General features: G+C 71.3%; 27 protein-coding genes. 10 read left to right on the forward strand and 17 right to left on the reverse strand.

Annotated features, from left to right (window positions below; genetic code table 11):
• Positions 1 to 6 precede the first annotated feature (6 nt).
• Both ABT340_RS25080 and lysA read right to left on the reverse strand, forming a co-directional pair.
• Positions 7 to 609: a superoxide dismutase family protein gene (locus ABT340_RS25080; protein WP_352013264.1), complete on the reverse strand. Its 603-nt coding sequence runs from the start codon at positions 607 to 609 to the stop codon at positions 7 to 9.
• 141 nt (positions 610 to 750) lie between these two features.
• Positions 751 to 2,031: a diaminopimelate decarboxylase gene (gene lysA, locus ABT340_RS25085; protein ID WP_352013265.1), complete on the reverse strand. Its 1,281-nt coding sequence runs from the start codon at positions 2,029 to 2,031 to the stop codon at positions 751 to 753.
• A gap of 144 nt (positions 2,032 to 2,175) precedes the next feature.
• Between lysA and ABT340_RS25090 the strand changes: the two genes are divergently transcribed.
• The 6 genes from ABT340_RS25090 to ABT340_RS25115 all read left to right on the forward strand — a co-directional run bounded on the left by ABT340_RS25090 (position 2,176) and on the right by ABT340_RS25115 (position 8,778).
• Positions 2,176 to 3,060: an ABC transporter substrate-binding protein gene (locus ABT340_RS25090; protein WP_352013266.1), complete on the forward strand. Its 885-nt coding sequence runs from the start codon at positions 2,176 to 2,178 to the stop codon at positions 3,058 to 3,060.
• Positions 3,051 to 3,989, forward strand: a complete 939-nt coding sequence (locus tag ABT340_RS25095) for an amino acid ABC transporter permease (RefSeq protein WP_352013267.1) — start codon at positions 3,051 to 3,053, stop codon at positions 3,987 to 3,989. The genes ABT340_RS25090 and ABT340_RS25095 overlap by 10 nt, the downstream gene beginning before the upstream one ends.
• The gene (locus ABT340_RS25100) at positions 3,989 to 4,780 is read left to right on the forward strand and encodes an amino acid ABC transporter ATP-binding protein (RefSeq protein ID WP_352013268.1); all 792 of its coding nucleotides are present in this window, start codon (positions 3,989 to 3,991) and stop codon (positions 4,778 to 4,780) included. The genes ABT340_RS25095 and ABT340_RS25100 overlap by 1 nt, the downstream gene beginning before the upstream one ends.
• On the forward strand, positions 4,777 to 6,381 hold the full coding sequence (locus tag ABT340_RS25105) for an N-acyl-D-amino-acid deacylase family protein (protein ID WP_352013269.1): 1,605 nt from the start codon (positions 4,777 to 4,779) through the stop codon (positions 6,379 to 6,381). The genes ABT340_RS25100 and ABT340_RS25105 overlap by 4 nt, the downstream gene beginning before the upstream one ends.
• Positions 6,378 to 7,175: a serine hydrolase gene (locus ABT340_RS25110; protein WP_352013270.1), complete on the forward strand. Its 798-nt coding sequence runs from the start codon at positions 6,378 to 6,380 to the stop codon at positions 7,173 to 7,175. Before ABT340_RS25105 ends, ABT340_RS25110 begins: the two co-directional genes overlap by 4 nt.
• A gap of 178 nt (positions 7,176 to 7,353) precedes the next feature.
• On the forward strand, positions 7,354 to 8,778 hold the full coding sequence (locus ABT340_RS25115; RefSeq protein WP_352013271.1) for an amidase: 1,425 nt from the start codon (positions 7,354 to 7,356) through the stop codon (positions 8,776 to 8,778).
• Between the two features lie 7 nt (positions 8,779 to 8,785).
• On the opposite strand, the gene ABT340_RS25120 is transcribed toward ABT340_RS25115, so the two are convergent.
• From ABT340_RS25120 to ABT340_RS25160, 9 genes are all read right to left on the reverse strand, one after another.
• Positions 8,786 to 9,697 carry a LysR family transcriptional regulator gene (locus tag ABT340_RS25120; RefSeq protein WP_352013272.1) on the reverse strand — a complete coding sequence of 304 codons (912 nt, stop codon included), beginning with the start codon at positions 9,695 to 9,697 and terminating at the stop codon, positions 8,786 to 8,788.
• A gap of 147 nt (positions 9,698 to 9,844) precedes the next feature.
• Positions 9,845 to 10,189 carry an RNA polymerase-binding protein RbpA gene (locus tag ABT340_RS25125; RefSeq protein ID WP_352013273.1) on the reverse strand — a complete coding sequence of 115 codons (345 nt, stop codon included), beginning with the start codon at positions 10,187 to 10,189 and terminating at the stop codon, positions 9,845 to 9,847.
• A gap of 146 nt (positions 10,190 to 10,335) precedes the next feature.
• Positions 10,336 to 11,682 (reverse strand): MFS transporter, encoded by a 1,347-nt coding sequence (locus ABT340_RS25130; protein WP_352013274.1) that lies wholly within the window; start codon positions 11,680 to 11,682, stop codon positions 10,336 to 10,338.
• A gap of 53 nt (positions 11,683 to 11,735) precedes the next feature.
• Positions 11,736 to 12,527 carry a glycerophosphodiester phosphodiesterase family protein gene (locus ABT340_RS25135; RefSeq protein ID WP_352013275.1) on the reverse strand — a complete coding sequence of 264 codons (792 nt, stop codon included), beginning with the start codon at positions 12,525 to 12,527 and terminating at the stop codon, positions 11,736 to 11,738.
• A gap of 83 nt (positions 12,528 to 12,610) precedes the next feature.
• On the reverse strand, positions 12,611 to 13,183 hold the full coding sequence (locus ABT340_RS25140; protein WP_352013276.1) for a TrmH family RNA methyltransferase: 573 nt from the start codon (positions 13,181 to 13,183) through the stop codon (positions 12,611 to 12,613).
• Between the two features lie 55 nt (positions 13,184 to 13,238).
• Entirely contained in the window at positions 13,239 to 13,850 is a 612-nt protein-coding gene (locus tag ABT340_RS25145; protein ID WP_352013277.1) for a class I SAM-dependent methyltransferase, read from the reverse strand.
• 32 nt (positions 13,851 to 13,882) lie between these two features.
• Entirely contained in the window at positions 13,883 to 14,830 is a 948-nt protein-coding gene (locus ABT340_RS25150) for a VWA domain-containing protein (RefSeq protein WP_352013278.1), read from the reverse strand.
• Positions 14,827 to 15,786 (reverse strand): DUF58 domain-containing protein, encoded by a 960-nt coding sequence (locus ABT340_RS25155; protein ID WP_352013279.1) that lies wholly within the window; start codon positions 15,784 to 15,786, stop codon positions 14,827 to 14,829. Before ABT340_RS25155 ends, ABT340_RS25150 begins: the two co-directional genes overlap by 4 nt.
• Positions 15,783 to 16,787: an AAA family ATPase gene (locus ABT340_RS25160; RefSeq protein ID WP_352013280.1), complete on the reverse strand. Its 1,005-nt coding sequence runs from the start codon at positions 16,785 to 16,787 to the stop codon at positions 15,783 to 15,785. Before ABT340_RS25160 ends, ABT340_RS25155 begins: the two co-directional genes overlap by 4 nt.
• A 117-nt stretch (positions 16,788 to 16,904) precedes the next feature.
• Between ABT340_RS25160 and ABT340_RS25165 the strand changes: the two genes are divergently transcribed.
• A complete protein-coding gene (locus ABT340_RS25165) occupies positions 16,905 to 17,669 on the forward strand; it encodes a hypothetical protein (protein WP_352013281.1) in 765 nt (254 codons plus the stop codon).
• A gap of 35 nt (positions 17,670 to 17,704) precedes the next feature.
• Here ABT340_RS25165 and ABT340_RS25170 read toward each other — a convergent pair whose 3' ends face one another.
• Together ABT340_RS25170 and ABT340_RS25175 are read right to left on the reverse strand one after the other, a co-directional pair.
• Positions 17,705 to 18,346 (reverse strand): response regulator transcription factor, encoded by a 642-nt coding sequence (locus ABT340_RS25170; RefSeq protein WP_352013282.1) that lies wholly within the window; start codon positions 18,344 to 18,346, stop codon positions 17,705 to 17,707.
• A gap of 353 nt (positions 18,347 to 18,699) precedes the next feature.
• Positions 18,700 to 18,981 (reverse strand): hypothetical protein, encoded by a 282-nt coding sequence (locus tag ABT340_RS25175; RefSeq protein ID WP_352013283.1) that lies wholly within the window; start codon positions 18,979 to 18,981, stop codon positions 18,700 to 18,702.
• Between the two features lie 714 nt (positions 18,982 to 19,695).
• Between ABT340_RS25175 and ABT340_RS25180 the strand changes: the two genes are divergently transcribed.
• The gene (locus tag ABT340_RS25180) at positions 19,696 to 19,968 is read left to right on the forward strand and encodes a WhiB family transcriptional regulator (protein ID WP_352013284.1); all 273 of its coding nucleotides are present in this window, start codon (positions 19,696 to 19,698) and stop codon (positions 19,966 to 19,968) included.
• Between the two features lie 27 nt (positions 19,969 to 19,995).
• Here ABT340_RS25180 and ABT340_RS25185 read toward each other — a convergent pair whose 3' ends face one another.
• A complete protein-coding gene (locus ABT340_RS25185) occupies positions 19,996 to 20,979 on the reverse strand; it encodes a DUF72 domain-containing protein (RefSeq protein WP_352013285.1) in 984 nt (327 codons plus the stop codon).
• 180 nt (positions 20,980 to 21,159) lie between these two features.
• Here ABT340_RS25185 and ABT340_RS25190 point away from each other — a divergent pair, with 180 nt between their 5' ends.
• Both ABT340_RS25190 and ABT340_RS25195 read left to right on the forward strand, forming a co-directional pair.
• Positions 21,160 to 22,155 carry an ArsR/SmtB family transcription factor gene (locus ABT340_RS25190; protein WP_352013286.1) on the forward strand — a complete coding sequence of 332 codons (996 nt, stop codon included), beginning with the start codon at positions 21,160 to 21,162 and terminating at the stop codon, positions 22,153 to 22,155.
• Between the two features lie 59 nt (positions 22,156 to 22,214).
• The gene (locus ABT340_RS25195; RefSeq protein WP_352013287.1) at positions 22,215 to 22,499 is read left to right on the forward strand and encodes a DUF427 domain-containing protein; all 285 of its coding nucleotides are present in this window, start codon (positions 22,215 to 22,217) and stop codon (positions 22,497 to 22,499) included.
• An 84-nt stretch (positions 22,500 to 22,583) separates the two neighbouring features.
• On the opposite strand, the gene ABT340_RS25200 is transcribed toward ABT340_RS25195, so the two are convergent.
• From ABT340_RS25200 to ABT340_RS25210, 3 genes are all read right to left on the reverse strand, one after another.
• Positions 22,584 to 23,771, reverse strand: a complete 1,188-nt coding sequence (locus ABT340_RS25200) for an FAD-dependent monooxygenase (protein WP_352013288.1) — start codon at positions 23,769 to 23,771, stop codon at positions 22,584 to 22,586.
• Positions 23,768 to 24,610, reverse strand: a complete 843-nt coding sequence (locus ABT340_RS25205; protein ID WP_352013289.1) for an SAM-dependent methyltransferase — start codon at positions 24,608 to 24,610, stop codon at positions 23,768 to 23,770. The genes ABT340_RS25200 and ABT340_RS25205 overlap by 4 nt, the downstream gene beginning before the upstream one ends.
• 148 nt (positions 24,611 to 24,758) lie before the next feature.
• Positions 24,759 to 25,064: a hypothetical protein gene (locus ABT340_RS25210; protein ID WP_352013290.1), complete on the reverse strand. Its 306-nt coding sequence runs from the start codon at positions 25,062 to 25,064 to the stop codon at positions 24,759 to 24,761.
• Positions 25,065 to 25,622: the final 558 nt, after the last annotated feature.

A 25,622-nucleotide genomic window follows, 5' to 3' on the forward strand; every position in this document is an offset into this window, starting at 1 on the left:
AACGGGTCAGCGCCCGGTGATCACGCCGCAGCCGATCCGCCCGCCCGCGTCACCGGTCTTGAGCGTCGCCTCGTCCGGCCCCGTCTTGCCGTTGGCGTCGGCGTAACGGGAGGGGATGTTGGCGAGGTTGTCGGGCAGGCCGTGGACGATGACCGCGCTGCCGTCCTTGTCGAGGAGCTGGCCGACCCGGAAGCGGTCGGTCACCACCGACGCGTTCCCGGTGCCGTCCGCGCCGACCAGCAGGGCGGGCAGGTCGCCCGTGTGGTCGCCGTGGCCGCCGGTGCCGAGGTTGAAGTGGCCGCCCGCGCTGAAGAAGGGGCTGCCGGTCGCCGGATCGGTCGACTTGGGGTCGCAGATCCCGGCGGTGTGGATGTGGAAACCGTGGTAGCCGGGGGTCAGGCCCTTGACGGCCACGGTCACCCTGGACTTGCCGTAGCGTTCGTGGTCGATCCTGAGGGTGCCGACGGCCGCCCCCTCGGCGTTCTTGATCACGGTGTACGCCTGGTATCCGGAGTGGCCTGACGCCGATTCGGCCGCCGCCGCGGCGCCGACGGAGACGACGCCGGCGCCGAGGGCCACGATCAGGGCCAGATGGGTCTTGCGTAACATGGCAGACCTCCCTTGGGTCCGTGCTGGGTTGTCCGTGAGCGGTCTTTCAGGGAAATCCTTCTGCACGCTACGGTGCCGACGCCGTATCTGGCCGGATTCGGCCGGTAACGGGCACCCAGAGCACGGTGAGGGCCGGGAGGCTCAGACGTACAGCCGCAGGAGGTCCTCCTCGGTCTCCCTGCGCACGATCACCCGGGCGGACCCGTCGCGGACCGCGACCACGGGCGGGCGCGTCACGTGGTTGTAGTTGCTGGCCATCGAGCGCTGGTAGGCGCCGGAGGCGGGGACGGCGAGCAGGTCGCCCGGCCGGACGTCGGCGGGCAGCGGCAGGTCGCGGACCAGGACGTCCCCGCTCTCGCAGTGCTTGCCGACCACGGTGACCTCCCGGGCGGGGGCCGAGGAGGAGCGGGAGGCCAGGATCGCGGTGTAGGCGGCGCCGTACATGGCGGGGCGGGGGTTGTCGCTCATCCCGCCGTCCACGCTGACGTAGGTGCGGGCGCCGGGGATCTCCTTGACCGTGCCGACCTCGTACAGCGCGACGGCGCTCGGCCCGGCGATGGAGCGGCCGGGCTCGACGGCCAGCCGCACGTGGGCCGGTACGGCCTCGCGCACCGCGGCGATCACCTCGGCGGGACGCGGGGGGAGCGGGTCGCCGGGCCGGTGGACGATGCCCAGGCCGCCCCCGAGGTCGAGCTTGGGGATCGTCACGCCGTTCTCGTCCTCCATGGTCCGCAGGAAGGCGGCCATCCGGCGCGAGGCCAGGGTGAACCCCGCCAGGTCGGTGATCTGCGAGCCGATGTGGGAGTGCAGCCCGGCCAGTTCGAGCGACGGCTCGGCCAGGACCCGGCGGACGGCCTCGGCCGCGAGCCCGGCGCGCAGTGAGAAGCCGAACTTGGAGTCGTCGCCGCCGGTGGCGATGAACTCGTGGGTGTGCGCCTCGACCCCGGGGGTGACGCGGATCATGACGCTCTGCCGTACCCCCGCCTCGGCGGCGACGGCGGCCAGGCGCCCGATCTCGGCGAAGGAGTCGACGACCACGCAGCCGACCCGCCAGGAGACGGCGCGGAGCAGTTCGGCCGGGGACTTGTTGTTGCCGTGGAAGACCACCCGTGCCGGGTCCATGCCGCCGGCCACGGCCACCGCGAGCTCGCCTCCGGTGCACACGTCGAGGCAGAGCCCGGCCGTGTCGAGCCAGCGCACCACCTCGGGGCAGAGGAAGGCCTTGCCGCCGTAGTGCACCTCCCCGTCGGGCAGCGCCCGGCGCCACTCGGCGCAGCGGGCCAGGAAGTCCTCCTCGTCGAGGACGTAGGCGGGGGTGCCGAACTCGGCGGCGAGCTCCCGCACGCCCACCCCGCCGATGTGGAGTTCCTCACCGGCCCACGTCGTGGTGCGCGGCCAGCCGTTCTCGATCACCAAGGTCATGGGGTCGAAGGTAGGGCTTTAAGGCATTTGTCCGGTCTGAGCATCGAAGTTTTCGATGCTCAGACTCGCAAGCATTCACCTGCATTGGGACCGTTACCTGCCGTCGGCAGCATAAGCTCAACTATTCGCAAAACAGGAGCTTAAATGACAAAAAGGACTTATTCCGTCATTGCTGCCGCCCTGATCGTCACGGCGCTCGCGGGCGGTTGCGGGCGCTCGGCGTCGGAGACGGACGCGAACACGGGCGCGGCCGCCGCGGCGGGCAAGACCGCCAAGGACCTGGTGCCCGAGGCCGTGCGCAAGACCGGTGAGCTGCGCATGGCGACCTCGGAGGGCTACCCCCCGATGGAGATGTACAAGGAGGGCACCCAGGAGCTCATCGGCGTCGACCCCGACCTCGCCGCCGCGATCGCCGCCAAGCTGGACCTGAAGATCAAGGTGACCAACGCCGCCTTCGACGGCCTGATCCCCGGCCTGCAGGCCAAGCGCTGGGACATCGTCATGTCCTCCATGAGCGACACCGAGGAGCGCCGCGCGGCCGTCGACTTCGTCGACTACTTCAACGCGGGCGGGGCCGTCATGGTCAAGAAGGGCAACCCCGAGGGCGTCAAGAACCTTGAGGACCTGTGCGGCCGCGTCGTCGTGCTCGCCAAGGGCAGCTCGAACCTCGCGATCGGGCAGCGGCAGAACGACAAGTGCGCCAAGAAGATGCAGATCATGCAGAGCGAGGACGCGCCGACCGGCCTGCTGAGCATCGACTCGGGCCGCGCGGTCGCCACCATCGTCGACTCGCCCGTCGCCGCCATGTACGCCAAGGAGACCGGCAAGTACGACGTGCTGCCCGAGCAGTACGACGCCGGCCCCTGGGGCATCGCGATCGACCGCAACAACGCGGGCCTGCGCGACGCCGTCGCCAAGGCCATGCAGGAGCTGCTGGCCGACGGCGGCTACAAGGAGGTCCTCGAAAGGTACGGCGTGACCTCCAACGCCGTGTCCGAGACGATGGTCAACACCAAGCCGTGGAAGTGACAGGCGCCCCTGAGGTGGCCACCGGCGCGCGGACGGCGTCCGAACCGCACCTGCCCATCGACGCGATCCGCCCGCCCAGGCCCGGCAGGTGGATCGCGGCGGTGGTCGCCGTCTTCGCCATGGTCTGGCTGCTCTACACGATCATCGTCAACGAGAACCTGCACTGGGACGTCATCGTCGAGTACCTGACCGACGGCAGGATCCTCGGCGGTCTGTGGGTCACCATCCAGCTCACCGTGCTGTCCATGGTGATCGGCCTGGCGCTGGGCGTTCTCGCCGCCGTGATGCAGCTGTCCGGCAGCCCCGTCCTGCGGGCCGCCTCCGGGCTGTACACCTGGTTCTTCCGCGGCACCCCGCTGCTGGTCCAGTTGATCTTCTGGTTCAACATCGGGCTGGTCTTCCCCTCCTTCGGCATCGGTGTGCCCTTCGACGGCCCCAAGCTGATCGAGTGGCAGGCCAACGAGCTGATCACGCCCTTCACCGCGGCGCTGCTCGGCCTGGCCATCAACGAGGGCGCCTACATGGCCGAGATCGTCAGGGCGGGCATCCGCTCGGTCGATCCGGGACAGCGTGAGGCCGCGGAGGCGCTCGGCATGTCGCACCGGCAGGTGCTGCGCCGGGTCGTGCTCCCGCAGGCGATGCGTGTGATCATCCCGCCGACCGGCAACCAGTTCATCTCGATGCTCAAGACCACCTCGATGGTCTCGGTCATCGCCGGAGCCGAGCTGCTGACCGTCTCCCAGCGCATCTACCTGGGCAACTTCGAGGTCATCGCGATGCTCATCGTGGCCTCCATCTGGTACATCGTGCTCACCACCATCGCGAGCGTCGGCCAGCACTTCATCGAGAAGCGGTTCGAGCGCGGCCACCACGCGCTGCAGACCAGGGTCCGCCGCAACCTGCGGCCCTTCGGCAAGGGGAGTGTGTGATGGCCGCGGCAGTCACCGGGAGCGCGTCCACGCGGCCCATGGTGCGGATCCGTTCGGTGCGCAAGTGCTTCGGCCCCGTCGAGGTGCTCAAGGGCATCAGCCTCGACGTGCCCGTCGGCGGCGTGGTCTGCGTCGTCGGCCCCTCCGGGTCGGGCAAGTCCACGCTGCTGCGCTGTGTCAACCGCCTGGAGACCATCGACTCGGGCCGCATCTGGGTCGACGGCGACCTGATCGGCTACACCGAGCGGGACGAACGCCTGCACCACCTGCGTCCCGCCCAGCTGTGCGCCCAGCGGCAGGACATCGGCATGGTCTTCCAGCGCTTCCACCTGTTCCCGCACCGCACGGCGCTGGAGAACGTCATGGAGGGCCCGGTCGTCGTCAAGGGCGTCCCCAGGGAGGCCGCCAGAAGACGGGCGATGGAACTGCTCGAACGGGTCGGCCTCGCCGAGCGGGCCACGCACTACCCGGCCCAGCTGTCCGGCGGCCAGCAGCAGCGCGTGGCGATCGCCCGCAGCCTGGCCATGGACCCCAAGCTCATGCTCTTCGACGAGCCGACGAGCGCCCTGGACCCCGAACTGGTCCAGGAGGTCCTGGCGGTCATGCGGGACCTGGCGGCCAGCGGCATGACGATGATGGTGGTGACCCACGAGATGGGCTTCGCCCGCGAGGTCGGCGACAACCTGGTCTTCATCGACGGCGGTGTCATCGTCGAGCAGGGCGACCCCCGGCAGGTGCTCGCCAACCCGGCCAACGACCGCTTCCGCGCCTTCCTCGGGCAGGTGTTGTGAACCACTTCGACCTGCTGCTGCGCGGCGGCCTCGTGATCGACGGGACGGACTCCCCGGACGCCGCGCGCCCGGCCGACGTCGGCGTCGCCGGCGGACGCCTCACCCTGCTTCCCCCGGGAGCCCCGGCCACCGCCGACGAGGTCGCCGACGTGACCGGCCTGGCCGTCGCCCCCGGCTTCATCGACGTGCACACCCACTCCGACGGCGTCACCCTGATCGACGGCGAGCTCGGCCGCGAGATGGTCATGGCCTCGGTGCTGCAGGGCGTGACCACCGAGATCTCCGGCAACTGCGGTTCGAGCCTGTTCCCCGCGCTGCCGGGATGGCTGGCCGCCATGGGCGCGGAGAACCGGGTCTACTTCGGCGGTGACGTCGGCATGTACGAGGGGTTCGCGGAGTTCGGCGCCGCGCACGCCGCCGTGCCGAGGGCCAACCACCTGGCCTCCCTGGTCGGGCACGGCACGCTGCGCAGCGGGGTGATGGGCCCCGTCGACCGGGCGGCGACCCCCGAGGAGCTTGAGGCCATGTGCCTGCTGCTCGACCGGGCGCTGACCGCCGGGGCGGCAGGGCTCTCCACCGGGCTGATCTACACCCCCGGCACCTACGCGGGCACGGACGAGGTCGTCGCGCTCGCGGCCGTCGCGGCCCGGCACGGCAAGCCGTACGTCACCCATCTGCGCGACGAGATGTCCCGGGTGGAGGAGGCGCTTGAGGAGGCCGTCGAGATCGCCGCCAGGAGCGGCGCCCCGCTGCACGTCTCCCACCACAAGACGGCGGGAAAGTACGCATGGGGCCGTACGGAGCGCACTCTCCCCAGAATCTCCACTCTTCGTGCAGACGGGATGGATGTGACATGTGACGTCTATCCCTATACTGCGGGGAGTACGGCGCTGGGCGCGATGCTTCCGCCATGGGCTTCCGAGGGCGGGATCTCCGCGCTGACGGCACGCCTGGCCGACCCCGGCCAGCGCGACCTGATGCGCCTTGCCATCGCCGAAGGTGTCCCCGGATGGGAGAACACCGTCGGCAACGGAGGTTGGGATCGCATCTCGATCGCCTGTGCGCCGCGCCACTCCGAAACGGAGGGGCTCACGATCGCCGAGCTGGCCGTCACCCGCGGCCAGGACCCCCTCGACGTGGCCGCCGCCCTGCTCGTCGCCGAGCAGGGCGAGGTCACGATCATCAGCCACTCCATGGTCGAGGAGGACGTACGGCGGGTGCTCGCGGCGCCGTACTCGATGATCGGCTCAGACGGCGTGCCCAAGCCGGGCGGTCGTCCCCACCCCCGCTGGGCCGGGACCTTCCCCCGGGTGCTCGGCCACTACGCCAGGGACCTGGGGCTGCTCAGCCTGGAGACGGCCGTGCACAAGATGACCGGCATGGCCGCGGCCAGGTTCGGCCTGCGGGGGCGCGGTGTGATCGCCGACGGCGCCCACGCCGACCTGGTCGTCTTCGACCCCGCCACGATCGCCGACCACGCGACCTTCACCGACCCGCTCCTGCCGCCGGCCGGGGTGCACCGGGTGGTCGTCGCCGGGCGGACCGTGGTCCGCGACGGCGCGGAGACCGGCGCCAGGCCGGGAAGGGTGCTGGCCGCATGAGCGCCGAGGTGGTGGACCAGGAGGGACCGGGCACCCTCGCGGTCTCGGTGCCCGGGCTGCTCGCCCTCCGGGAGGACACCGAGATGGTCCTCGCCAGCGCGGGCAAACTGCTGCTGCTGGCCGTGACCGCCCGGCGGATCGTCTCGGGGGAACTCGACCCCGCCGAACCGGTGGAACTGCGCCAGGAGGACCGCTGCGGCGGCTCGGGGCTGCTCGGCCTGTTGTCGGCCCCCTCCTGGACGGTCGCCGACCTGGCCGTGCTCGTGGCCTCGGTGAGCGACAACACCGCGACCAACGCGCTGCTGCGCCGCGTCGGCCTGGAGGAGGTGGCGCGCGGCGCCGCCGAACTGGGCTTCGTCCGGACCCGTGTCCTCGACCGCATCCGCGAGCCCCGGCTGCCCTCGCACCCGCCCACCTTCGCCGTCGGCACGGCGGGTGAGCTGGCCGCGTTCGCGGCAGGGCTCGACGGGCGCACGGAGTGGACCCGGCTCATGCTGCGCTGGATGGCGCACAACGGCGACCGGAGCCTGGTCCCGGCCCTGCTGCCGCACGAGGCCGAGGACCGTGAGGTTCCCCAGGCGCCTGCGCGGGGGATGGTGTGGGTGGCCAACAAGACAGGAACCGACACCGGGGTGCGGACCGACGTCGGGGTGATGATCGGCCCCGGCGGCAGGATCGGCTACGCCGTGCTGGCCAACGGCCCCGCCGGGAGCGAGCACGCCCTGGTCCGGCGCGTCCGCGAGGCGGGCCTGCGCGTCGGAGCCCTGGCCGGGCTCACCGGACAGGACTCCTGAGGCCCCGTACGGCGGGCGGCTCCTCCGTCCGCCGTACGGGCAGGGAACCCCGGCTATTTGTCGCTCTTCGCCAGAAAAGCCCAGGAAACAGTGGAAATCCATCGCTGGAACGCGCTAACACTGTTCGAAGGCAGGAGCGGGACGACATGACACGGGCCCGCCGACGGGAGGAACGCCAGTGGAGCTCCACGAGTACGCACGTCACGACGCCGTCGGGCTGCGGGACCTGATCGCGGCGGGCGAGGTGACGGCGGCCGAGGTCGAACAGGCCGCCAGAAGGGCGCTGGAGGCGGCCGACGCCGAACTCAACGCCCTGGCCCTGCCGCCGTTCTCCCCGGCGCTCGACCACGCGGCGGACGGGCCGCTCGCGGGCGTGCCCTTCCTGATCAAGGACAGCGGGCCGATGGCGCGGGGCGTGCCGTCCTTCCTGGGCAGCAGGGGCCTGGAGACGGTCCCCGGCCACGACAGCGAGCTGATGACCCGGCTGCGGGCCGCGGGCCTGGTCACCCTGGGCCTGACCACCGTGCCGGAGATGGTGGTCAGCTTCTCCACCGAGTCGCTCAAGCACGGGCCGACCCGCAACCCCTGGGACCTGGAACGCGGCGTCGGCGGATCGAGCGGTGGGGCCGCCGCCCTGGTCGCCGCGGGCGCCGTGCCCCTCGCGCACGGCACGGACGGCGCGGGCTCCATCCGCGTCCCCGCCTCCTGCTGCGGCCTGGTCGGGCTCAAGCCCAGCCGGGGCCGTGTCTCCAGCGGCCCCGACGCCGCCGAGGTGACGTTCGGGATGTCCTGCGACTTCGGGCTGACCCGCACCGTCAGGGACGCCGCCGCCCTGCTCGACGCCGTCCACGGCCCCGCCGCGGGCGACAAGTACACCGCGCCGCCCCCGGCCAGGCGCTACACCGAGGAGATCGGCGCGGACCCCGGCAGGCTGCGGATCGCCGTCACCACCACGGCCTGGTCGGGCGCCGCGGTCGACCCCGAGGTGGCCGCCGCGGCGGTCGCGACCGGCAGGACCCTGGAGGGAATGGGCCACCTCGTCACCGAGGCGAGCCCCGAGGTCGACTGGGACCTCGTGATCGGCGGCGTCGTGCCGGTCGCCGTCGCCTGCGTCGCCTCGGCCGCGGCTCCGGGAACGACCCCTGGGACGCCCCCTGACCCCGAACGGTTCGAGGCGGTCACCAGGCACGCCCTCGACGTCGCCGGAGACCTCGGCGCCCTCGACCTGATGGGCGCCCTCGCCGCGCAGAACCGGATCAGCCGCTCCGTCGGCGCCTTCTTCACCGGGCACGACCTCCTCATCACCCCCACCCTGGGGCAGCTGCCCGCGCCGCACGGAACCCTGCGCTACGACGACCCCGGCCACACCATGACCAGCTGGCACGAGAGCCTCTTCGAGTACGGCCCCTTCACGGTGGTGTTCAACATCGCCGGGCTGCCGGCCGTCAGCCTGCCGCTCGGCTGGAGCCGGGACGGGCTGCCGATCGGCGTGCAGCTGGTCGCGCCGTACGGCCGTGAGGACCTGCTGCTGCGGCTGGCCTCCCACCTGGAGGAGGCCCTGCCCTGGCGGGGCCGGGTCCCCGGCGTCTTCACCGGCGCCTGAGCCGCGCTCAGCGCAGGGCGTTGCGGATCTGGGCCGAGGCGTCGCGCAGATAGTCGATGAAGGACCGCAGCGCCGGGTTGGGGTTCGTCGGCCGGACCGCCGCCCCGATCCTGCGGTAGAGCCTCGGGCCGTCCAGGCGGCACATCTGGATGCCCGAGGCGCCCTGCGCGCCGAGACTGGGCACGAGGGCGACCCCCAGCCCGGCCCTGACCAGCCCCAGCGTCACCTCGTAATGGTCGCTGCGGCAGCGGATCGTCGGGTTGAACCCCTCAAGGGCGCTGGCCCGCTCAAGGACCGAGACCGGGGTGTCGGTGCCGTAGGTGGTGATCCACGGCTCCTCGGCCAGGTCCGCCAGCCGTACCCGCGGGCGCTGGCCCGCCGGGTGGCCGAGCGGTACGACCAGCAGTTGCGGCTCGTCGAACAGGTGGGTGACCTCGACCCCCTCCGGGGCCTTCCACGGGTCGAGGGCGTGCTCGAAGACCACCAGCACGTCCAGGGCGCCGCGCTCCAGGTCGGGCAGCAGCTCGTGCGGCTGGCCGAGCACCAGGTCCAGCTCGACGGCGGGATGACGGGCGGTGAAGGTCGACAGCGCCAGCGGCAGCAGCCGGTATCCGGCGGAGGCGAAGAACCCGATCCGCAGCTGGCCCGCGTCGGCCCTGGCCTGGGCCAGCAGGTCCTTCTCCGCCGCCTCGATGATGTCCAGGACCTCCTGGGCCCTGGTCGCCAGCCGCCGTCCCGCCCCGGTCAGCCGCAGGCTCTGCGCGCCCCGCTCGACCAGGCCGACACCCGCCTCCTCCTCCAGCTTCGACAGCTGGTGGGACACGGCGGACGGCGAGAGCCGCAGGACACGCGCTGCCCCGGCTATGCTCCCGGTCCTGAAGACCTCAAGGAGCACCCGCAGGCGTTGACTGCTCAGCACGTTTTCAGTATCGGCGCAGGCAGGGGGTGCCGAGCACGGGGCGCAAGGACCGGAAGGTGAGACGAGAAGGTGAGAAAAAAGGGCGGAGACGCCGACCCCCGGCTCCTCGACCGAGGAACCGGGGGGACGCGAAGGGCGCGGGCCGGGTCAGGCGCTCTTGCGGCGCTGTGCGCGCAGGATGGCCAGGCGCTCGTTGAGGACCTCCTCCAGATCCTCGATGGTGCGGCGCTCAAGTAGCATGTCCCAGTGGGTCCGCGGGGGCTTTACCTTCTTGGTCTCCGGCAGTTCTCCGTCCACCCGTAGCGCCGTCGCACCGCACATCCGGCACTCCCAGGTCGCCGGGATCTCCGCCTCGGCGGCGAGGGGAACGTCGAATCGATGGCCCTTCGGGCAGGTGTAGGACACCTCCTGGCGCGGGGCCAGATCGGTGTTGCGGTCGTTCTCGTAGCTGGTCGCCCCGAGTCGGGTACCGCGTAGCGCACGCTCGCCCATGTCTCAATGCCTCCTGAGGGCCCCGTCGTGAGGGGTTCGTCTCCCACGGCGTACAACGCTTGATACCGTGTGTGGATTCCCACACCCGGGGTGATCCAATCGCGCCTTCTTGACCCGGTCTGCGGAGAGAGCCGTTCTCGGGCCGCTCAGATGCGCTCGGGAACCCTGTTGCCCGCGGCCCTGATCGCCTTCGGCAGGTTGATCGCTCCCAGCGCCACCAGGCCGACCAGGAAGAACACCAGCAACGACAGTACGCCGAGCCGGTAGCTGTCGGTCAGCTGCAGGGCCACGCCCAGGGCGAAGGAACCGAGAAACGTCGAACCCTTGTCGCTGATCTCGTAGAGGCTGTAGTACTCGGCCTCCTTGCCCGCCGGGATCACATGGGAGAACAACGAACGCGACAGGGCCTGGGTGCCGCCCATCACGATCGCGATCGCGAAGGCCAGCGCGAAGAACGGCAGCGCCGAGCCCCTCGGCAGGAAGTAGGCCACGCCGACCACGGCCATCCAGGCGACCAGCGCGCTCATCACGACCCGCTTGGCCCCGTAGGAGGAGGCCAGCCTGCCCAGCAGCAGGGCGCCGCCGAAGGCGACGAACTGCACCATCAGGATCGCCGCGATCCGCGAGGTCTGGCTCAGCCCCAGCTCCTTGTCGGCGTAGGTGGCCGAGAAGGAGATGACGGTCTGCACGCCGTCGTTGTAGATCAGGTAGGCCACCAGGAAGGCCAGCGTCAGCGGATACCTGCGCAGCTCCGCGAGCGTACGGCCCAGCTGCCTGAAACTGCCCGTGACGACCGTGCCGTGCGCCCCGGCCGCCGAGCCCGGGTTGCGCAGCCTCAGCATCGGGATGATCGTGAACCCCGCCCACCACAGGCCCGCCGAGGCCAGGCAGATGCGCACGGCGTCGGTCTCGGAGACGCCGAGGGTCTCGTGCCCCAGGAAGAGCGCCAGGTTGAGGGCCAGCAGCAGGCCGCCGCCGAGGTAGCCGAAGCCCCAGCCGCGCGCCGAGACCCGGTCGCGTTCGTCGGCGGTCGAGATCTCCGGCAGGAACGAGTTGTAGACGACGAACGCCGTCGAGAACCCCAGGCTGGCCACGATGAACAGCACTCCGCCCAGCAGGTATCTCCCGTCGGAGACGAACCACATGCCGACCGTGGCCCCGGCGCCGACGTAGGCGAACAACCCCATGAGCTCCTTCTTGCGCCCGGTGTGGTCGGCCAGGGCCCCGGCCACGGGCATCAGGATGATCTGCAGGACGGCCGCCGCCCCGACCACGAAGGAGTAGTAGGCGCTGGGCCGTACGTCGAACCAGAGCACCGGCACGTACGGCCTGCCCCCGGCGGCGTTCTCGGCGATCGTCGTCAGATAGGGGCCGAGGAAGACGGTCAGCACGGTGGAGTTGAAGGCGGAGTTCGCCCAGTCGTAGAAGTACCAGCCGCGCTGCTGCCTGCGGCGGGCGAGGGGGGATTCCTCGACGGCCTGTCCTGCGGTCATGGGCGTCCTTTGCTCACGGGGGGACGGGGGTCGTGCGCTCACGGAGAGAGGGGTCAGGCGGCGCCGGGGTGCCACTGCCCTCGGGCCTGGAGCACCTCGCGCAGGCCGGAGATGTTGTCGGTCATCACACCGTCCACCCCAAGGTCGAGCAGGCGCTCCATCTCCCGGGGGTCGTTGACGGTCCACACGTGGATCTGCATGCCGAGGGCGTGCGCGGTGCGCACCAGCGCGGGCGTGGTGACGCGCAGCCCGCGAAAGCCCAGCGGGACCTGCGCGCACGGCACGCCCGCGCGGGCCAGCCGGGCCAGCAGGCGGCCGTAGCCCGACGTGGTGGCCGCGGCGCGCAGGGCCGCCACCCCGCGTGGCCCCAGGGAGGAGCAGACCGGCCTGCCGACGGCGGCACGGGCGCGGGCGAGCCGTTCGTCGGAGAAGGACGTCAGGCAGACCCTGTCGTAGGCGCCGGTCCGCCTGATCGCCTCGGCCAGCGGGGCGATGGCCGAGGCCTCCTTGACGTCGATGTTGAAGCGCGCCTCGGGCCAGGAGCCCAGCAGGTCGTCCATGAGCGGGATCTCGTCGACGCCGTCGATCCGCGCCTGACGCACCAGCCGGTACGGCAACTCGGCGATGCGGCCCCGCCGGTCGGTCACCCGGTCCAGGGTGTGGTCGTGGAAGGCCAGCAGCACCCCGTCCGAGGTGGCGTGCGCGTCGGTCTCCAGGTAGGTGTATCCGAGCTCGACGGCGCGGGCGAACGCGGCGTGGGTGTTCTCCCGGCCCTCGGCCGCCCCGCCCCGGTGGGCGAAGGCGAGCGGGCCGGGATGGTCGAGGAAGGCGTAACGGGGCTGCACGTGCAGGAGTATGCCCGTTACAGGCACGGCCCGTCATCGCCGGAAGCTGAACGTTCGGGAACCACCCGCCTCCGGCGGGCCGCTCACTGCACTCCGGTCACCCCGCCCCCGGCCGGGAGCCCGGCCCACTCCCTGCGGCGCGCCTCGGCGACCACGATGGCGGTCGCGACCGCCACGTTGAGCGAGCCGACCCGGCCGACCTGCGGGATGTAGCAGACGGCGTCGGCGGCCTCAAGCAGCGCGGGGGAGCAGCCGTGGTCCTCCCCGCCGACCACCAGGCACACGTCACCGTCCAGCTTGGCCTCGTGCAGCGGTACGGCGTCGCCGGTCAGCTCGATCGCGACCACCGTGAACCCCTCGGCCCTGGCCGCCCGCACCGCCTCCGCCGAGGGGACCGGCTCCTCCCAGGCGACCAGGCGGTCGGTGCCGAGGGCGGTCTTCTGCGCCTTCGGGTTGGTCGGGGGAGTGGCGTTGCCCGCCAGCCAGATCCGGTCCACACCGAACGCGGCGGCCGTACGGAAGATGGAGCCGATGTTGAACGGGCCGGTCACCGACTCGACGATCAGGGCCAGGCGTCCCCCGGTGTTCCTGCGCCAGGTGCGGTTGAGCCGCTTGACGTCGGTCGGCCGCAGCTGCCTGCGCGGGTTGGCGGTCATCGGTCGTTCACCGTTCCTCGTCCGTTGTCGTTCTTCGTCTCGCCCATCGGCCCGCTCACCGCTCCTGGTCCGCGGGGCGGGCGCCGACCCGGAGGATCCGGTAGGAGGAGCGGGAGGCGGCGCGCTCGGCGGGCCAGCCCTGATCGTTCAGCCAGCGCTGCAGGGAGTCGGAGCCCAGGTGCTTCTGGACGACCAGATGGGCCTGGCCGTCCGGGGTCAGCCGGGACAGCCAGCGGGCCAGCATCTCGTGCAGCGCGGCCTTGCCGATGCGGATCGCCGGGTTGGACCAGATGGCGGAGAAGCGCACCTCGGGGGGGACCTCGTCGACGTGCACCGACCTTACTTTGTCAAGGGCGGCGGTCTGGGCGTTCCTCGCACACAGCTCGACCGACCTGCGGTTGACGTCCACGGCCCACACGGTCGCCTCAGGCGCGCGTGAGGCCATCGTCAGCGCGATCGGCCCGTAACCGCAGCCCAGGTCGAGCAGGTCGCCCGTCGCGGGCGGGGCGGGCACGCTCTCCAGCAGGATGCGGGTCCCCTGGTCGACCCGCTCGGGGGAGAAGACCCCGCTGTCGGTCTCAAGTCTCAGGTGCAGGTCGGGGAGCACGAGCGTGACCGAGCCCGGGCGGCTGGCGGTCTGGGGACGCTCCTCGAAGTAGTGGGCCACGTCGTAGAACGTTACCAACGGTGGGGACCCGGTCAGGGCAGCCGTGATCCCAGCAGCCCCGCCGTCACGGCCACCAGCAGCCCGGTCACGATCGCCGCGACCACGAACCACTGGCTGACCTCCTGGTTGACCGTGCGGTAGCCCAGCGAGGTGCCGATCTGCTCGTACACCTCCCGCAGCTGGCTGCCCGACTCCGCCTCGTAGGCCCGTCCCGAGGTGCCCTCGGACAGGGACTGCAGGGTGGTCTTGTTGACCGGCACGTTCACGTCGCGGCCGTCGATCGAGACGGTGCCCTCCTGGGTGCCGTAGGCGATGGTCGAGACCGGCACGCGCGCGTTCATCGCGGCGTCGATGGCGTCGCCGACCGAGCGGCCCGAGGTGTTGTCGCCGTCGGACAGCAGCACGATCGCCGCGGGCGGCGGGTCGGTGACGGCCTGCTGGTCGAAGGAGCGCAGGGAGTCGATCGAGCTGAAGACCGCCTCGCCGATGGCGGTGCCGGCCCTGGTGGTGAGGTTGCCGATGGAGGTGACGACGGCCTGGTGGTCGGTGGTGGGGGAGACCACGACCGAGGCCGAACGGGCGAAGGCGACGACGCCGACGTTGAAGCGCTCGGGCAGGTCCCTGACGAACCGCTGGGCCGCCTCCTTGGCGGCGCTCAGCCTGCTCGGCGGGACGTCGGCGGCCTCCATCGACAGCGAGACGTCCATCGCGATGATGATCGTGGCGCGGTCGCGCGGAACCCGTACGGAGTCCGCGGGCCGGGCGGCGCCGACGACCAGCAGGCCCATCATCAGCAGGAACAGCAGCGGAGCCAGGTGCCTGCGCCAGTCGGGCCCGGAGGGGGCGACCAGCGTCAGCAGCGGCAGGTTGGTGAAGCGCACCGCGTAGCGCCGCCGGGCGAACTGGGCGACCACATAGCCCGCGACGAGCAGCGCGAGCACCGCGAACAGCCACAGCCACGCCGGTGAGAGGAAGGTCATCTGGCCGCTCCCGGGACGATGGACCGGTGCGCCAGGTGGGCCGTGCGCCGCTGCCGCAGGACGAAGCGGGCGATGTCCGCCACCCAGTCGCGGTCGGTGCGCAGCACCAGGTGCGAGACCCCGCAGCGCCGCAGCGCCACCGCGGTGGCCTCCCGCTGGGCGGCGGCGGCCCGCGCGTAGGCCGCGCGGACCCTGCCGGTCAGGCGGATCCTGCGGGCGCGGCCCGTCTCCGGATCGGTCAGGGTGACCAGGCCGACCGGCGGCAGTTCGAGTTCACGCGGGTCGATCACCTCGACGGCCAGCACCTGGTGCCGGGCGGCCAGGCGGCGGATCGGCCGTTCCCAGGGCGGCTCGGCGCCGGGATCGAGGACCGGGGCGGCGTCGAGGAAGTCGGAGACCACCACCCGCAGGCCGCGCCGCCGCCGCGCCGAGGCCAGCACCCCGATCGCCTCGGCCAGGTCGGGGGCGTCCGCGACGGGACGGCCCCTGGGCGCCTGGGCCAGGGAGTTCAGCAGGCCGTACAGGGCGGGCCTGCCGCCTCTGGCGGGCATCCGGTGGACGTACTCGTCGTGCAGGACGTAGGCGCCGAACCGGTTGCCGATCCGGCTCGTCAGGAAGCCGATCGCACCGACCGCGGCGACCACCAGGTCCCTCTTCTCCATCGTGTCCGTGCCGAAGTCCATGCTGGGCGACAGGTCGGCCAGCGCCCAGGTCTCCAGCTCCCGGTCGGCGATCAGGTCGCGCACGTGCGGGACGGTCGTGCGGGCGGTCACCGCCCAGTCCATCCTGCGGATGTCGTCCTCACCGGGGACGTAGACCCTGCTGTCGCCGAACTCGCCGCCGGGGCCGGGCAGCAACCCCTGGTAGGAGCCGTGCAGCAGGCCGTCCAGGCGTCTGACGATGGTCAGTTCGAGCCGTCGCAGCGCCCGCTCCGAGGCGCCGGTGACGCCCGTCACCGTGAGTCCTGGTTCCACACGACCAGGGGCGGGGGCACGGCCGCCAGCACCCGCCCGACCACGTCCTCGGGGTTCACCCCGTCGGCGAGGGCGTCGAAGGTGAGCATCAGGCGGTGGGACATCACGTCGGCGGCCACGTCGCGGACGTCGTCGGGCAGCAGGTAGTCGCGGCCCCGCAGCAGGGCCAGGCCGCGGCCTGCGGCGACCAGGCCGAGGGTGGCGCGGGGGCTGACCCCGATCTCGATGTCGTCGGCCAGCTCCGCCAGGCCGTACTCGGCGGGGGAGCGGGTGGCCATCACCAGCCGGACCACGTAGTCGGCGACCAGGTGGTGCACCGACACCTGTTCCGCGGCGGCCTGCAGCGCGATCAGCCGCGCCGGGTCGAGCACGGTCCTCGGCTCAGGCGGGGTCACGCTCATCCGGTGCAGGATCTCCAGCTCCTCGTGGGCGCTGGGGTGGGCGACCCGGATCCTGAACAGGAAGCGGTCGCGCTGGACCTCGGGCAGCGGGTAGACGCCCTCGGACTCGATCGGGTTCTGGGTGGCCAGCACGATGAACGGCCTCGGCAGCCGGTGGGTGCGTCCCGCGAGCGTCACCTGGCGCTCGGCCATGACCTCAAGCAGCGCCGACTGCACCTTGGCCGGGGCGCGGTTGATCTCGTCGGCCAGCAGGAAGTTGACGAACACGGGCCCGAGCTCGACGTCGAACTCCTCGCGGGAGGGATGGTAGACCCGGGTTCCCACGATGTCGCTGGGCACCAGGTCGGGGGTGAACTGGATGCGGGCGAAGTCACCGCCGACGACGGTGGCCAGCGTCGAGGCCGCCAGCGTCTTGGCCACCCCGGGCACGCCCTCCAGCAGGCAGTGGCCACGGGCGAGCAGGGCGACGAGCAGGCGTTCGACCATGTGCTCCTGGCCCACGATGACCCGCCGGACCTCGGCCAGGGCCTCGCGCAGCAGTCCGGCGTCGGTCTCGCTCGGCAGTTCTTCCGCGACGGTCATGTTGACATTCCACCAAATGAAGTGCCGGGTCGCACGGCTGGTCGGGTGCCCATTTCCCGTTCCTACCCACAACGCGGTGCCCGTGTGGACGAGGGGACGTCCGCGCCGTGTGCTTTCATGGCAGGCGTGGCCAGTCCGCTTCAGCACGGTGACCCGCCCCACCTGGGGCCCTTCGTGCTGCGGGCGCGGCTGGGGGTCGGTCCCGCCGGGCTGGTCTACCTCGGGCAAGGCTCCGACGGCAGGCAGGTCTCGGTCGCGGTGCTCACCAGGGGCGCCGCGCACGACCCCGCGGCCCGCGACCGCTTCGTCACCGGCATCCGCGAGGCGGCGGCGAGCCGTTCGGGGATGCGGGGCTGGATGGTCAGGGCGGCCCGCGGCCGTACGGCGGTCGCGGACACGATGCCCCAGGTTCTGGCGATGGACGGCGGAGACGCGCCGTGGGTGGCGACGCCGTACGAACCGGGCAGGGCGGGGGCGGAGCGCTTCCTCGAACCGGTGCTGGTGCGCGGCACACTGATCGGCGAGCGGCACGGCCCCGACTTCGCGCCGCACTGGGTGAGCGATCGCTCGCCCGCGCTGCCCGCGCCGCCGGTCGGAGCGCCGCCACCCGTCGAGACGCGTCGTTCCGTGCTTTTCGCCACGGCCACGCTCGCCGTGCTGCTGGTGCTGCTGGCCGTGATGCTGCTGGTGCTGCTGCGCAGGCAGGAGGAGGGGGCGCCGCCGCCGAGGCCGCGCCCGCAGACGACGTTCGTGCCGACCCCGCCGCCGGTTCCCGCGACGACCGAGCCGGGGCAGCCGACCCCCTCGCCGTCCCCTTCGGAGAGCGGTGGTGGCAGGCCGGGGCCGGGGGAGGGCGACGAGGACGACGGTTCCCCCATCTGAGGAGTCCCGCCGGGTGGCTCACGGAGCCCGCGGTGTCACCTGGGGGAGACGAAGCCCGACTCGTAGGCGGCGATGACGGCCTGGGGGCGTTCGCGGGCGTCGAGTTTGGACAGCACGTCGCTCACGTGCGTCCTGATCACGTCCGTGCCGACGGCCAGTTCCACGGCGATCTCACCGTTCGACAGGCCGCGTGCCATCAGGCGCAGTACGTCCGCCTCGCGTTCGGTGAGCCTGCCGATGCCGGGGACGGTCCTGCCGTCGCCGTGCAGGGCGGCGAGGGTGCGTACGGCGGAGGGGAAGAGCAGGCGGTCTCCGGCGGCCACGGTCCTGATCGCCTGGACGAGTTCGTCGGGGCGGGTCCGTCTGAGCAGGAAGCCGCTCACCCCGGCTCGCAGCGCCTCGTAGACGAGGTCGTCGTTGCCGAAGGTGGTGATCACGATGATCTTGGGGGGTTCGGGCGGGGAGAGCAGGTGCCGGATGGCCTGGACGCCGTCCACCGCGGGCATCCGCACGTCCATGAGCACCACGTCGGGGCGCAGTTCGCGTGCGGCGGTCAGGGCCCCGGCGCCGTCGGCCGCCTCGCCGACCACGGTGAGCCCGGGTTCGGAGTCGATGATGATCCGCAGCCCCGTGCGGGTCAGGTCCTCGTCGTCGGCGATCACCACGCGCAGGGTCATGGCCATGACCATACAGACCGCGCCCGCAGGGGCCCGCCCCGCATCGTTGGAGGTCTTTCCCGGGCCGCTGCTGTAGGGAAAGGGCAGGGCTCATCGGTGATTTACGAGCTTGCCGGGAGTTGCGAGGAAAGCCGGGCTGTCGCCTTTTGGTGTGGCATGCCCGTCAAGTCTCAAGTTTGAGAAGTGGCATGAAAAGGCGTGCCGCGCCCGGTTTGTCGTGCTTGGGGCATGAAAAACCCCTGACGAGAAAAGCGCTGGCCAGTCACTCTTCGCGTCAGGGGTTGGTGCTACGTGAGAATCCTCGTGCCTCTATGACGGTGCCCGCTGTGCACATGAGCGGCCGTCACAGGCGCCTAGTTGTTGTTGCTGCTAGGGCTGAGGATGGGGATGTTGACGTCGCACAGGTTCAGGCCGAGGCCGAGGCCCAGGAGCAGGCCGAGACCCTGGTTGTTGGTGGAGCAGGTGGTCTCGCTGCTGGTGACGTCGACGTCCTGGTCGTGGCCGACGTGGAACGGCGGCACGTGGTAGGGCGACGGGAAGGGGTCGGTAGCAGCGGAGGCCGCGGTGGCCTGCGTCATGGCGGCGACAGCCAGGGCGCTTGCGACGGCCGCGCCGACGATAACGCGACGGATCATGGTATTCCTCCATGGAGACTAATGGGAAATTCTGGGCGAATCAGCGTGAGTGCCTTTCGGCTCCCTGCGGATCGCCAGGGACAATGATTGTGCATCGAGGGTCTGGATTTCAACGTTGTCGAGCAACTGGAAAGTAAAGTACTGAGGGTTTATCTCAAAAAATAGAATATGATCGTTTTGGTCCTTTGGGGACGACAGTGATATGTCATCGATGGCGCTTTTTTCTGTCTCCGGTGTATCTGGTACTGACATGTCGTAAAAGCGCGACAAACGAGCCCTTTGCGGGAATTGGTGCACGGATATTTCCCGACACTTCCGACGAGATCGACCACGTCGATCGCGTCAGGCGGCGTCCCGCACGCCGTGCGAGGCCGGAGATCGTGGCCCGCTCCGGCTGGGAGACGGGTGGAACGTGACCTGTGCCATATCCATGTCGTGGCCGTGTCGTGGTCGTACGGCAGGGCCGACGGGTGTCCTGAGGGAGTTCGGCGGACGGCCCGGGAGGGCCGCCGGCCTCCGGCGGCCGTCATCGGCGGGCGGGAAGGAGCGCGGAGGTTCGGAGATCGTGCCCCTGACGGGCGGCTCCTCAGGGAAATCCGAGGTCAAGACGCCCCGATTTTTCCCCCGAAAAGGTATGAATGTACTTCCTGCGGGCACGCGATCCAGAAGCCGAGCCGCCAACCGTCGAGCTTCCTCACCGTCATTGGATCGCCTATGTCTCTTCAGGGCAACGTCATCCCCATCATCCACTGGTCGCGCCGTTCTCTCTGTCTCACCGAGGACCCCGAACTCTTCTTCCCCGTCTCCACGGAGGGGCCGGGGCGGGAGCAGTACGAGCAGGCCAAGGCCGTGTGCCGCCGCTGCCCGGTGCAGCACCGCTGCCTGGAGTACGCCCTGAACACCCACCAGATGTACGGGGTGTGGGGTGGGACGAGTCCCGACGAGCGCAGGGCGGCGATGACGGCGCCCAGACGCGGGGCCAGGTGACGGATCACGGGAACGGGGCCGTACCCCTCAGCGGGGGCGGCGCCGCGCGGCGGGGTGGGTGAGGACCCCGGCGCGGAAGGAGGGCGCGGCGTCCCCGGCCTGCCGTGACTCCTCGATCAGGGCGGCCAGCCGGGCGGCGGTGCGCTGCGAGGTGTCACCGCAGCAGACGTTGGTGAGCACGTGGGTCGTCTCCGCGCTCTGGGAGAGCGCGAGGATCCGGGAGGCCCACCGCCTGAGCTCGGTCTCGGTGTACCGGTAGGAGAAACGCTCCTCGACGTTCCCGCCCACCCACCGCGACGAGTGGCCGTGCAGGCGGACCACGGCGAGGTCGGAGGTCACGGCCGTCACCGGAGGGATCGAGGAGGGGTGGCCCTGGGGCATGTCGACGCACACGTAGGGGATGTCGTGCTCGGCGAGGAAGCCCAGGGTCGCGGCGCGGCCGGCCCCCTCCATCCAGGTCCGGTTGCGGAACTCGACACAGATCCGCATCGGCGCGCATCGGCGGGCACAGTCGAGGACGCGCCGCCTGCCGTGCTCTCCGGCGGGCAGCCACGGCGGGAACTGGAACAGCAGGGCGCCTAGCTTGCCCGCCTCGTGCAGCGGGGTGAGCGCGCCGAGGAAGCGCCGCCAGACCTCCTCGGCGATCTGCGGGCCGACGCCGTCCAGATAGAGGCGCTCTGGTACCTCGCCGAGCGTGTCCCGCAGGTCCTTGTAGAGCGCCTCGGGGCGGGTCGGATGACCGGTGAGCAGGGAGAACGCCTTGACGTTGAAGACGAAGCCCGCCGGGGTGCGGTCCCGCCAGGCCTGCACGGTCCGCAGTGACGGCGGGTGGTAGTAGGTGGAGTCGACCTCCACGATCGGGAACCGCGAGGCGTACCAGGCCAGTCGCGCGGCCGGGGTCGAGGCCTCCTCGGGATACCAGCCCGACTCCAGCAGCGACCTGTCCGTCCAGGAGGCCGTACCGACCAGAATCCGGCCCGGGCGGGCCGTCCGGTGGATGGCGTGTGTCATGTCCCGCCCCTGCCCCCGCGCCGGCTCCTCTCACCCGTGAGCCGACCGTGAGCCGACCGTGAACCACCCGCCCGCCGTTCGAACGCCGTCCGGGAGGCCCTCTGTGCGACCGGTTTACCGAAGTTTCCAGCTTTAGTGAAATGTCGCCGTTTCCGAGGGTCGGTCACTAGGGTTGCCCGGGTGGGGGCGGATACGGGGACACGGGTGTGGAGCGAACTGCGGGTTTCCTCGGCGCCGAGGGTCTCGGTGTCGATCTCGCCGAATCTGACGGCTCTGGCCGTGATCGCCGACGCGCTGGCGGGCAGACGGAGGGGGCTGCCCGAGCGGTGGCGGCGGGTGATCCAGGATTCGGTCGGCCCGCAGGCGCGTGAGGCGGTCAGGCCGCTCGGCGCGCCGGGATACTCGGTCGTCCCCGACAGCGTGGTGCCCCAGACCCCGATCGAGGGCTTCTCCGTCGCCTCGCAGGCCGAGCTGCTGCGCGCGGTACCCGAGGAGCAGCTGACCGCCGACCTCGAACAGGCCTTCGGCGAGCAGGGGGTGCCCGAGCACTGGCGCTGGGCCGCCGACCGGCCGAAACGCTGGCTGGCGGGGTACGCGGCGGCGCTCGGGGACGTGTGGGACGCGACGGGGCCGGTGTGGGCGCGAGCCGCGTCCCTGCTGGACCGGGAGGTCGAGCGGGTCGGCACCGCCGTCGTCAGGGGCGGCCTCGACGTACTGCTGAGCTCCCTGAGCGAGCGGATCCAGTACGGCGAGGACGGGCTGCTGATCGCGGACCTGGAGCCGAGCCGGTACGACCTCGGCGACCGCAGGATGATCCTGGTGCCGATGCTGGCCGGGCGTGACGCCGTGATCGTGAAGCTGGACCACCCCGAGGTGGTGTGGATCGCCTATCCGGTCCCCGGAGCCGAGACGCTGTGGCACGGGCCCAACCCCCGGGCGGCCGACGAGCTGACGGCGCTGATCGGGCCGGTGCGCGCGGCGCTGCTGCACACCCTGGACCAGCCCGCCACGATGAGCGCCCTGGCCGCCGGGGCGGGGATGGTGCCCAGCGCGATCACCTACCACTGTGAGCGGCTGGTCGCGGCGGGCCTGGTCAGCCGCGAACGGCGGGGCCGTGAGGTGTGGATCGTCCGTACCCGCAGGGGCGAGGAACTGCTGGACCTGTTCCGGCACTGAGGCCCGCCGGGGCCGAGGCCCGCGCGATCCGTCGCGGGGGCGTGTGCGAACCTTGGCCCATGGCTACTGCGCGCTGGAACGGCGAGATCATCGCGGAAAGCGACGAGACGGTGATCGTGGAGGGCAACCACTACTTCCCGATCGAGTCCGTCTCCTCCGAGTACCTCAGGCCGTCGGAGACCACCACCGTCTGCGGCTGGAAGGGCACGGCGAACTACTACACGCTGCACGTCGAGGGGGCGGAGAACCCCGACGCCGCCTGGTACTACGCGGACCCGAAGGAGGAGGCCGCCCAGATCAGGGGACGGGTGGCCTTCTGGAAGGGCGTCGAGGTCACCGGCTGAGCCGGCTGCGGGACGGAGCGGAAAAGGAAGGGGGACGGCCGCGGTGCCGTCCCCCTTCCCGTGGCCGGGCGCCGGCGCACCGGTTCAGTGCACCAGTTCGGCCTCGACCTCGTGGCCGTACAGCCAGGCGTTCTGCCGCAGCGGGTCGCCCTTGGCGAAGCCCTCGTCGCGCCTGCGCTGTTCGGGACCGTCGGGCAGGTGGTTGACCACCTCGCGCCCCCGGCTGCCGAGCTGCACCTGGGAGGCTCTCGGCTTGCGGATCTCCTCGTAGCGCAGCAGCGCCCGCGCCGCGGTCTCCGGCGTCGCCTCCCGCAGGCATCCGGCCAGGACCGTGGCGTCCTCGACCGCCTGGCAGGCCCCCTGACCGAGGAAGGGCAGCATCGCGTGGGCGGCGTCCCCGAGCAGGGTCACCCGCCCGTCGGTCCAGCGGTCGAGGGGGCCGCGGTCGTACATGGCCCAGCGCTTGGTCTCCGACGCGGCGGCGATCAGTTCCCCGAGCCGGGGGTCCCACGTCTCGAACTCCCGGGCCAGGTCCTCAAGCCGGCCGTCCGTCGTCCACGACTCGACGCGCCACTCGCCGGCGGGCACGACCGCGACGACGTTGACCAGCCGTCCCCGGCTGACCGGGTAGTGCACGAAGTGCCTGCCCGGCCCGAGCCAGATCGTCTGGGACGGCCTGGTCATCAGGGAGGGGGCGGCGTCGGCGGGGACCAGGCACCGGTAGGCGCACAGCCCGGAGAAACGCGGCGGCGCCTCGGTCACGACCGTGGGCCGTACGGTGGAGTGGATCCCGTCGGCGCCGACGACCACGTCCGCGACGGCCGTGCTCTCCCGGCCCGCGGAGTCGGTGAGGGTCAGCTCGACCTCCCGCTCGTCCTGCCGCAGGCCGGTCAGCCGCCGGTCGAGCCGTACGATCTCCTCGGGCAGCGCCTCGGCCAGCATGGCCAGCAGGTCGGCCCGGTGGGCGACGTAGCAGTCGACGCCGTACAGCTTGCGGCACTCCGCCCCCATCTTCTGGGCGAACAACACACTGCCGTCCTGCCAGCGCCGCATCTCCCAGGCGGTCTCAAGGCGTACGGCGAACTCGGCCAGCCGTTCGCCGAGCCCGGCCCTGACCAGGGGGCGCACCATGTTGGGGGCGACGATGATGCCCGCGCCGACCTCACGCAGCTCACCGCTCTGCTCGTAGACGGTCACCTCGACCCCCGCCCGGCTCAGCAGCAGGGCGGTGGTCAGCCCGCCGAGTCCCCCTCCGACGACGGCGACTCTCATCGGGCACCTCCGCTGTTCACAGGCCCCGCCAGACGGCCGAGCCCTCCGTCAACTCTGATTCTGGACGGTCCCCCGCCGGGCAGCGGCGGCAGCCCGTCGTCGTCGGAGCGCCAGTCCTGTACGGGCACCAGCCCCGGGGCGAGCAGGTCGAACGGGCCGAAGAGCGCGCGGACCCGCTCGTGCGGGCGGAAGGTCACCTGCATGGGGGTGTTCGCCGTTCCCGAGGACAGCTGTGCCCGCGCGGCGGGCGTGCTCTCGGCCATGACGTGTGAGAGCGCGAGATGGCTGCCCGGCGCCACCCGCCGGGCGAACTCCTCGACGAGGCCCTCCGGGTCCTCCTCGTCGGTGACGAAGTGCAGCACCGCGACCATGACCAGGCCGACCGGCTCGGAGAAGTCGATCAGCCGGGTGACCTCGGGGTCCTCGACGATGTCACCGGGCCTGCGGACGTCGGCCTGGACGCTCGTCACGTTCTTGCCGCCGGCCAGCAGCACCTCGGCGTGCAGCCGTACGACGGGGTCGTAGTCGACGTAGACCACGGTGGCGGACGGGTCGGTCGCGTGGGCGATCTCGTGCACGCTGGGGGAGGTCGGGATGCCGGTCCCCAGGTCGATGAACTGCCGGACGCCCTGTTCGGCCATGACCTGGACCGCTCTGACCAGGAAGTCGCGGTTGGCCCTGGCCGTCGTCCTGGCGTCGGGGGCGACCGTGAGCAGCCGTTCGGCGAAGGTCCGGTCGACCGCGAGGTTGTCCTTGCCCCCCAGCAGGTAGTCGTAGACCCGCGCCGAGCTGGGCACGGTCGGATCGACCCCCGGGGGAACACGTTCCAACTTGGTCACCGCGACTCCTCCGTCGGCGAAGGCCAGCGCGTTGATCATACTGGTGGAATTACCACTCAGGATGGCTTATCAGGACCAAGTATCCGTTCTCGCTATCCCCTTCCGTACGGCCCCGCCAACGGGCGCGGGCCGTACGGAAAGAGGGTGTTCAGCGTGTCTGGACCTGGACGGAGACGATCTGGTGTGCGGTGATCCAGGTCGAGGAGGTCGTGCCCGCCGGGGCCCATTCGCTGTAGATCGGGATGTATCCGACCTCGGCGAGGAAGTGCTTCTGCAGGACGAAGACACGGTGCTCTCCCGTGCCACCCGAGCAGTAGCTGCTGGCGGTCTGGCCGTTGATCTGGTAGCTGCAACCCGTTGGGGCCGCCGAGGCGCTCGTCGCGGTACCGGTCACCATCGTGGCGGTCAGCAGCGCGGTGGCGCAGACGGCCGAGACCCGGCTTCTGGCGTTCATGCGTGACTCCTGGGGGTGGGCGTCGGGTGTGCCGCCCGCCTTTCCGGTCCGCGCCGGGGTCGCGGCCTTCCTGGGCGGGCAAGAAGGCGGCCCCCGGGGCGGGGCGCGCCGAAGTCGCCGTCGAAGGCGATTAGATGAGGATGATGTCGCAGGTCAGCGCGCTTATGGTTAGGAAAGTTTCTTTAAAGAAAAGATAAACCGGGTCTTGGGGGGCGTCAATATCCCGTTTGGGGGAGTGCGCGGGCCGCCGTTTTCCTGTCCGGATCGGAGCTCGTGCGGGTCCCCGGTGACGGTGCCCGGGAGGCGGCGGGCCGTTGTGGCGGGTGCCGGCCGCGTCTGTCCCCTCGCCGCCCCGTCTGGGCTGTCCGTCCCCGGATGGCCATCACTTCGGGTGATCCCCCCGGCCTCTCCTCGTGTCCGCGGGAGTCGTGAGGTCGCCGACAAGAAGGATGGAACGGTCTAGAGTGTGCTCTCCAGGCGTAACACCTTGTATGCGGCCAGAAGCAGGGAAGGGCGAACGGCTCGGCATGGTATTACGGACCCGCCGATTCCGGCAAT

Source organism: Streptosporangium sp. NPDC000239 (assembly GCF_040300765.1).
Classification (GTDB): domain Bacteria; phylum Actinomycetota; class Actinomycetes; order Streptosporangiales; family Streptosporangiaceae; genus Streptosporangium.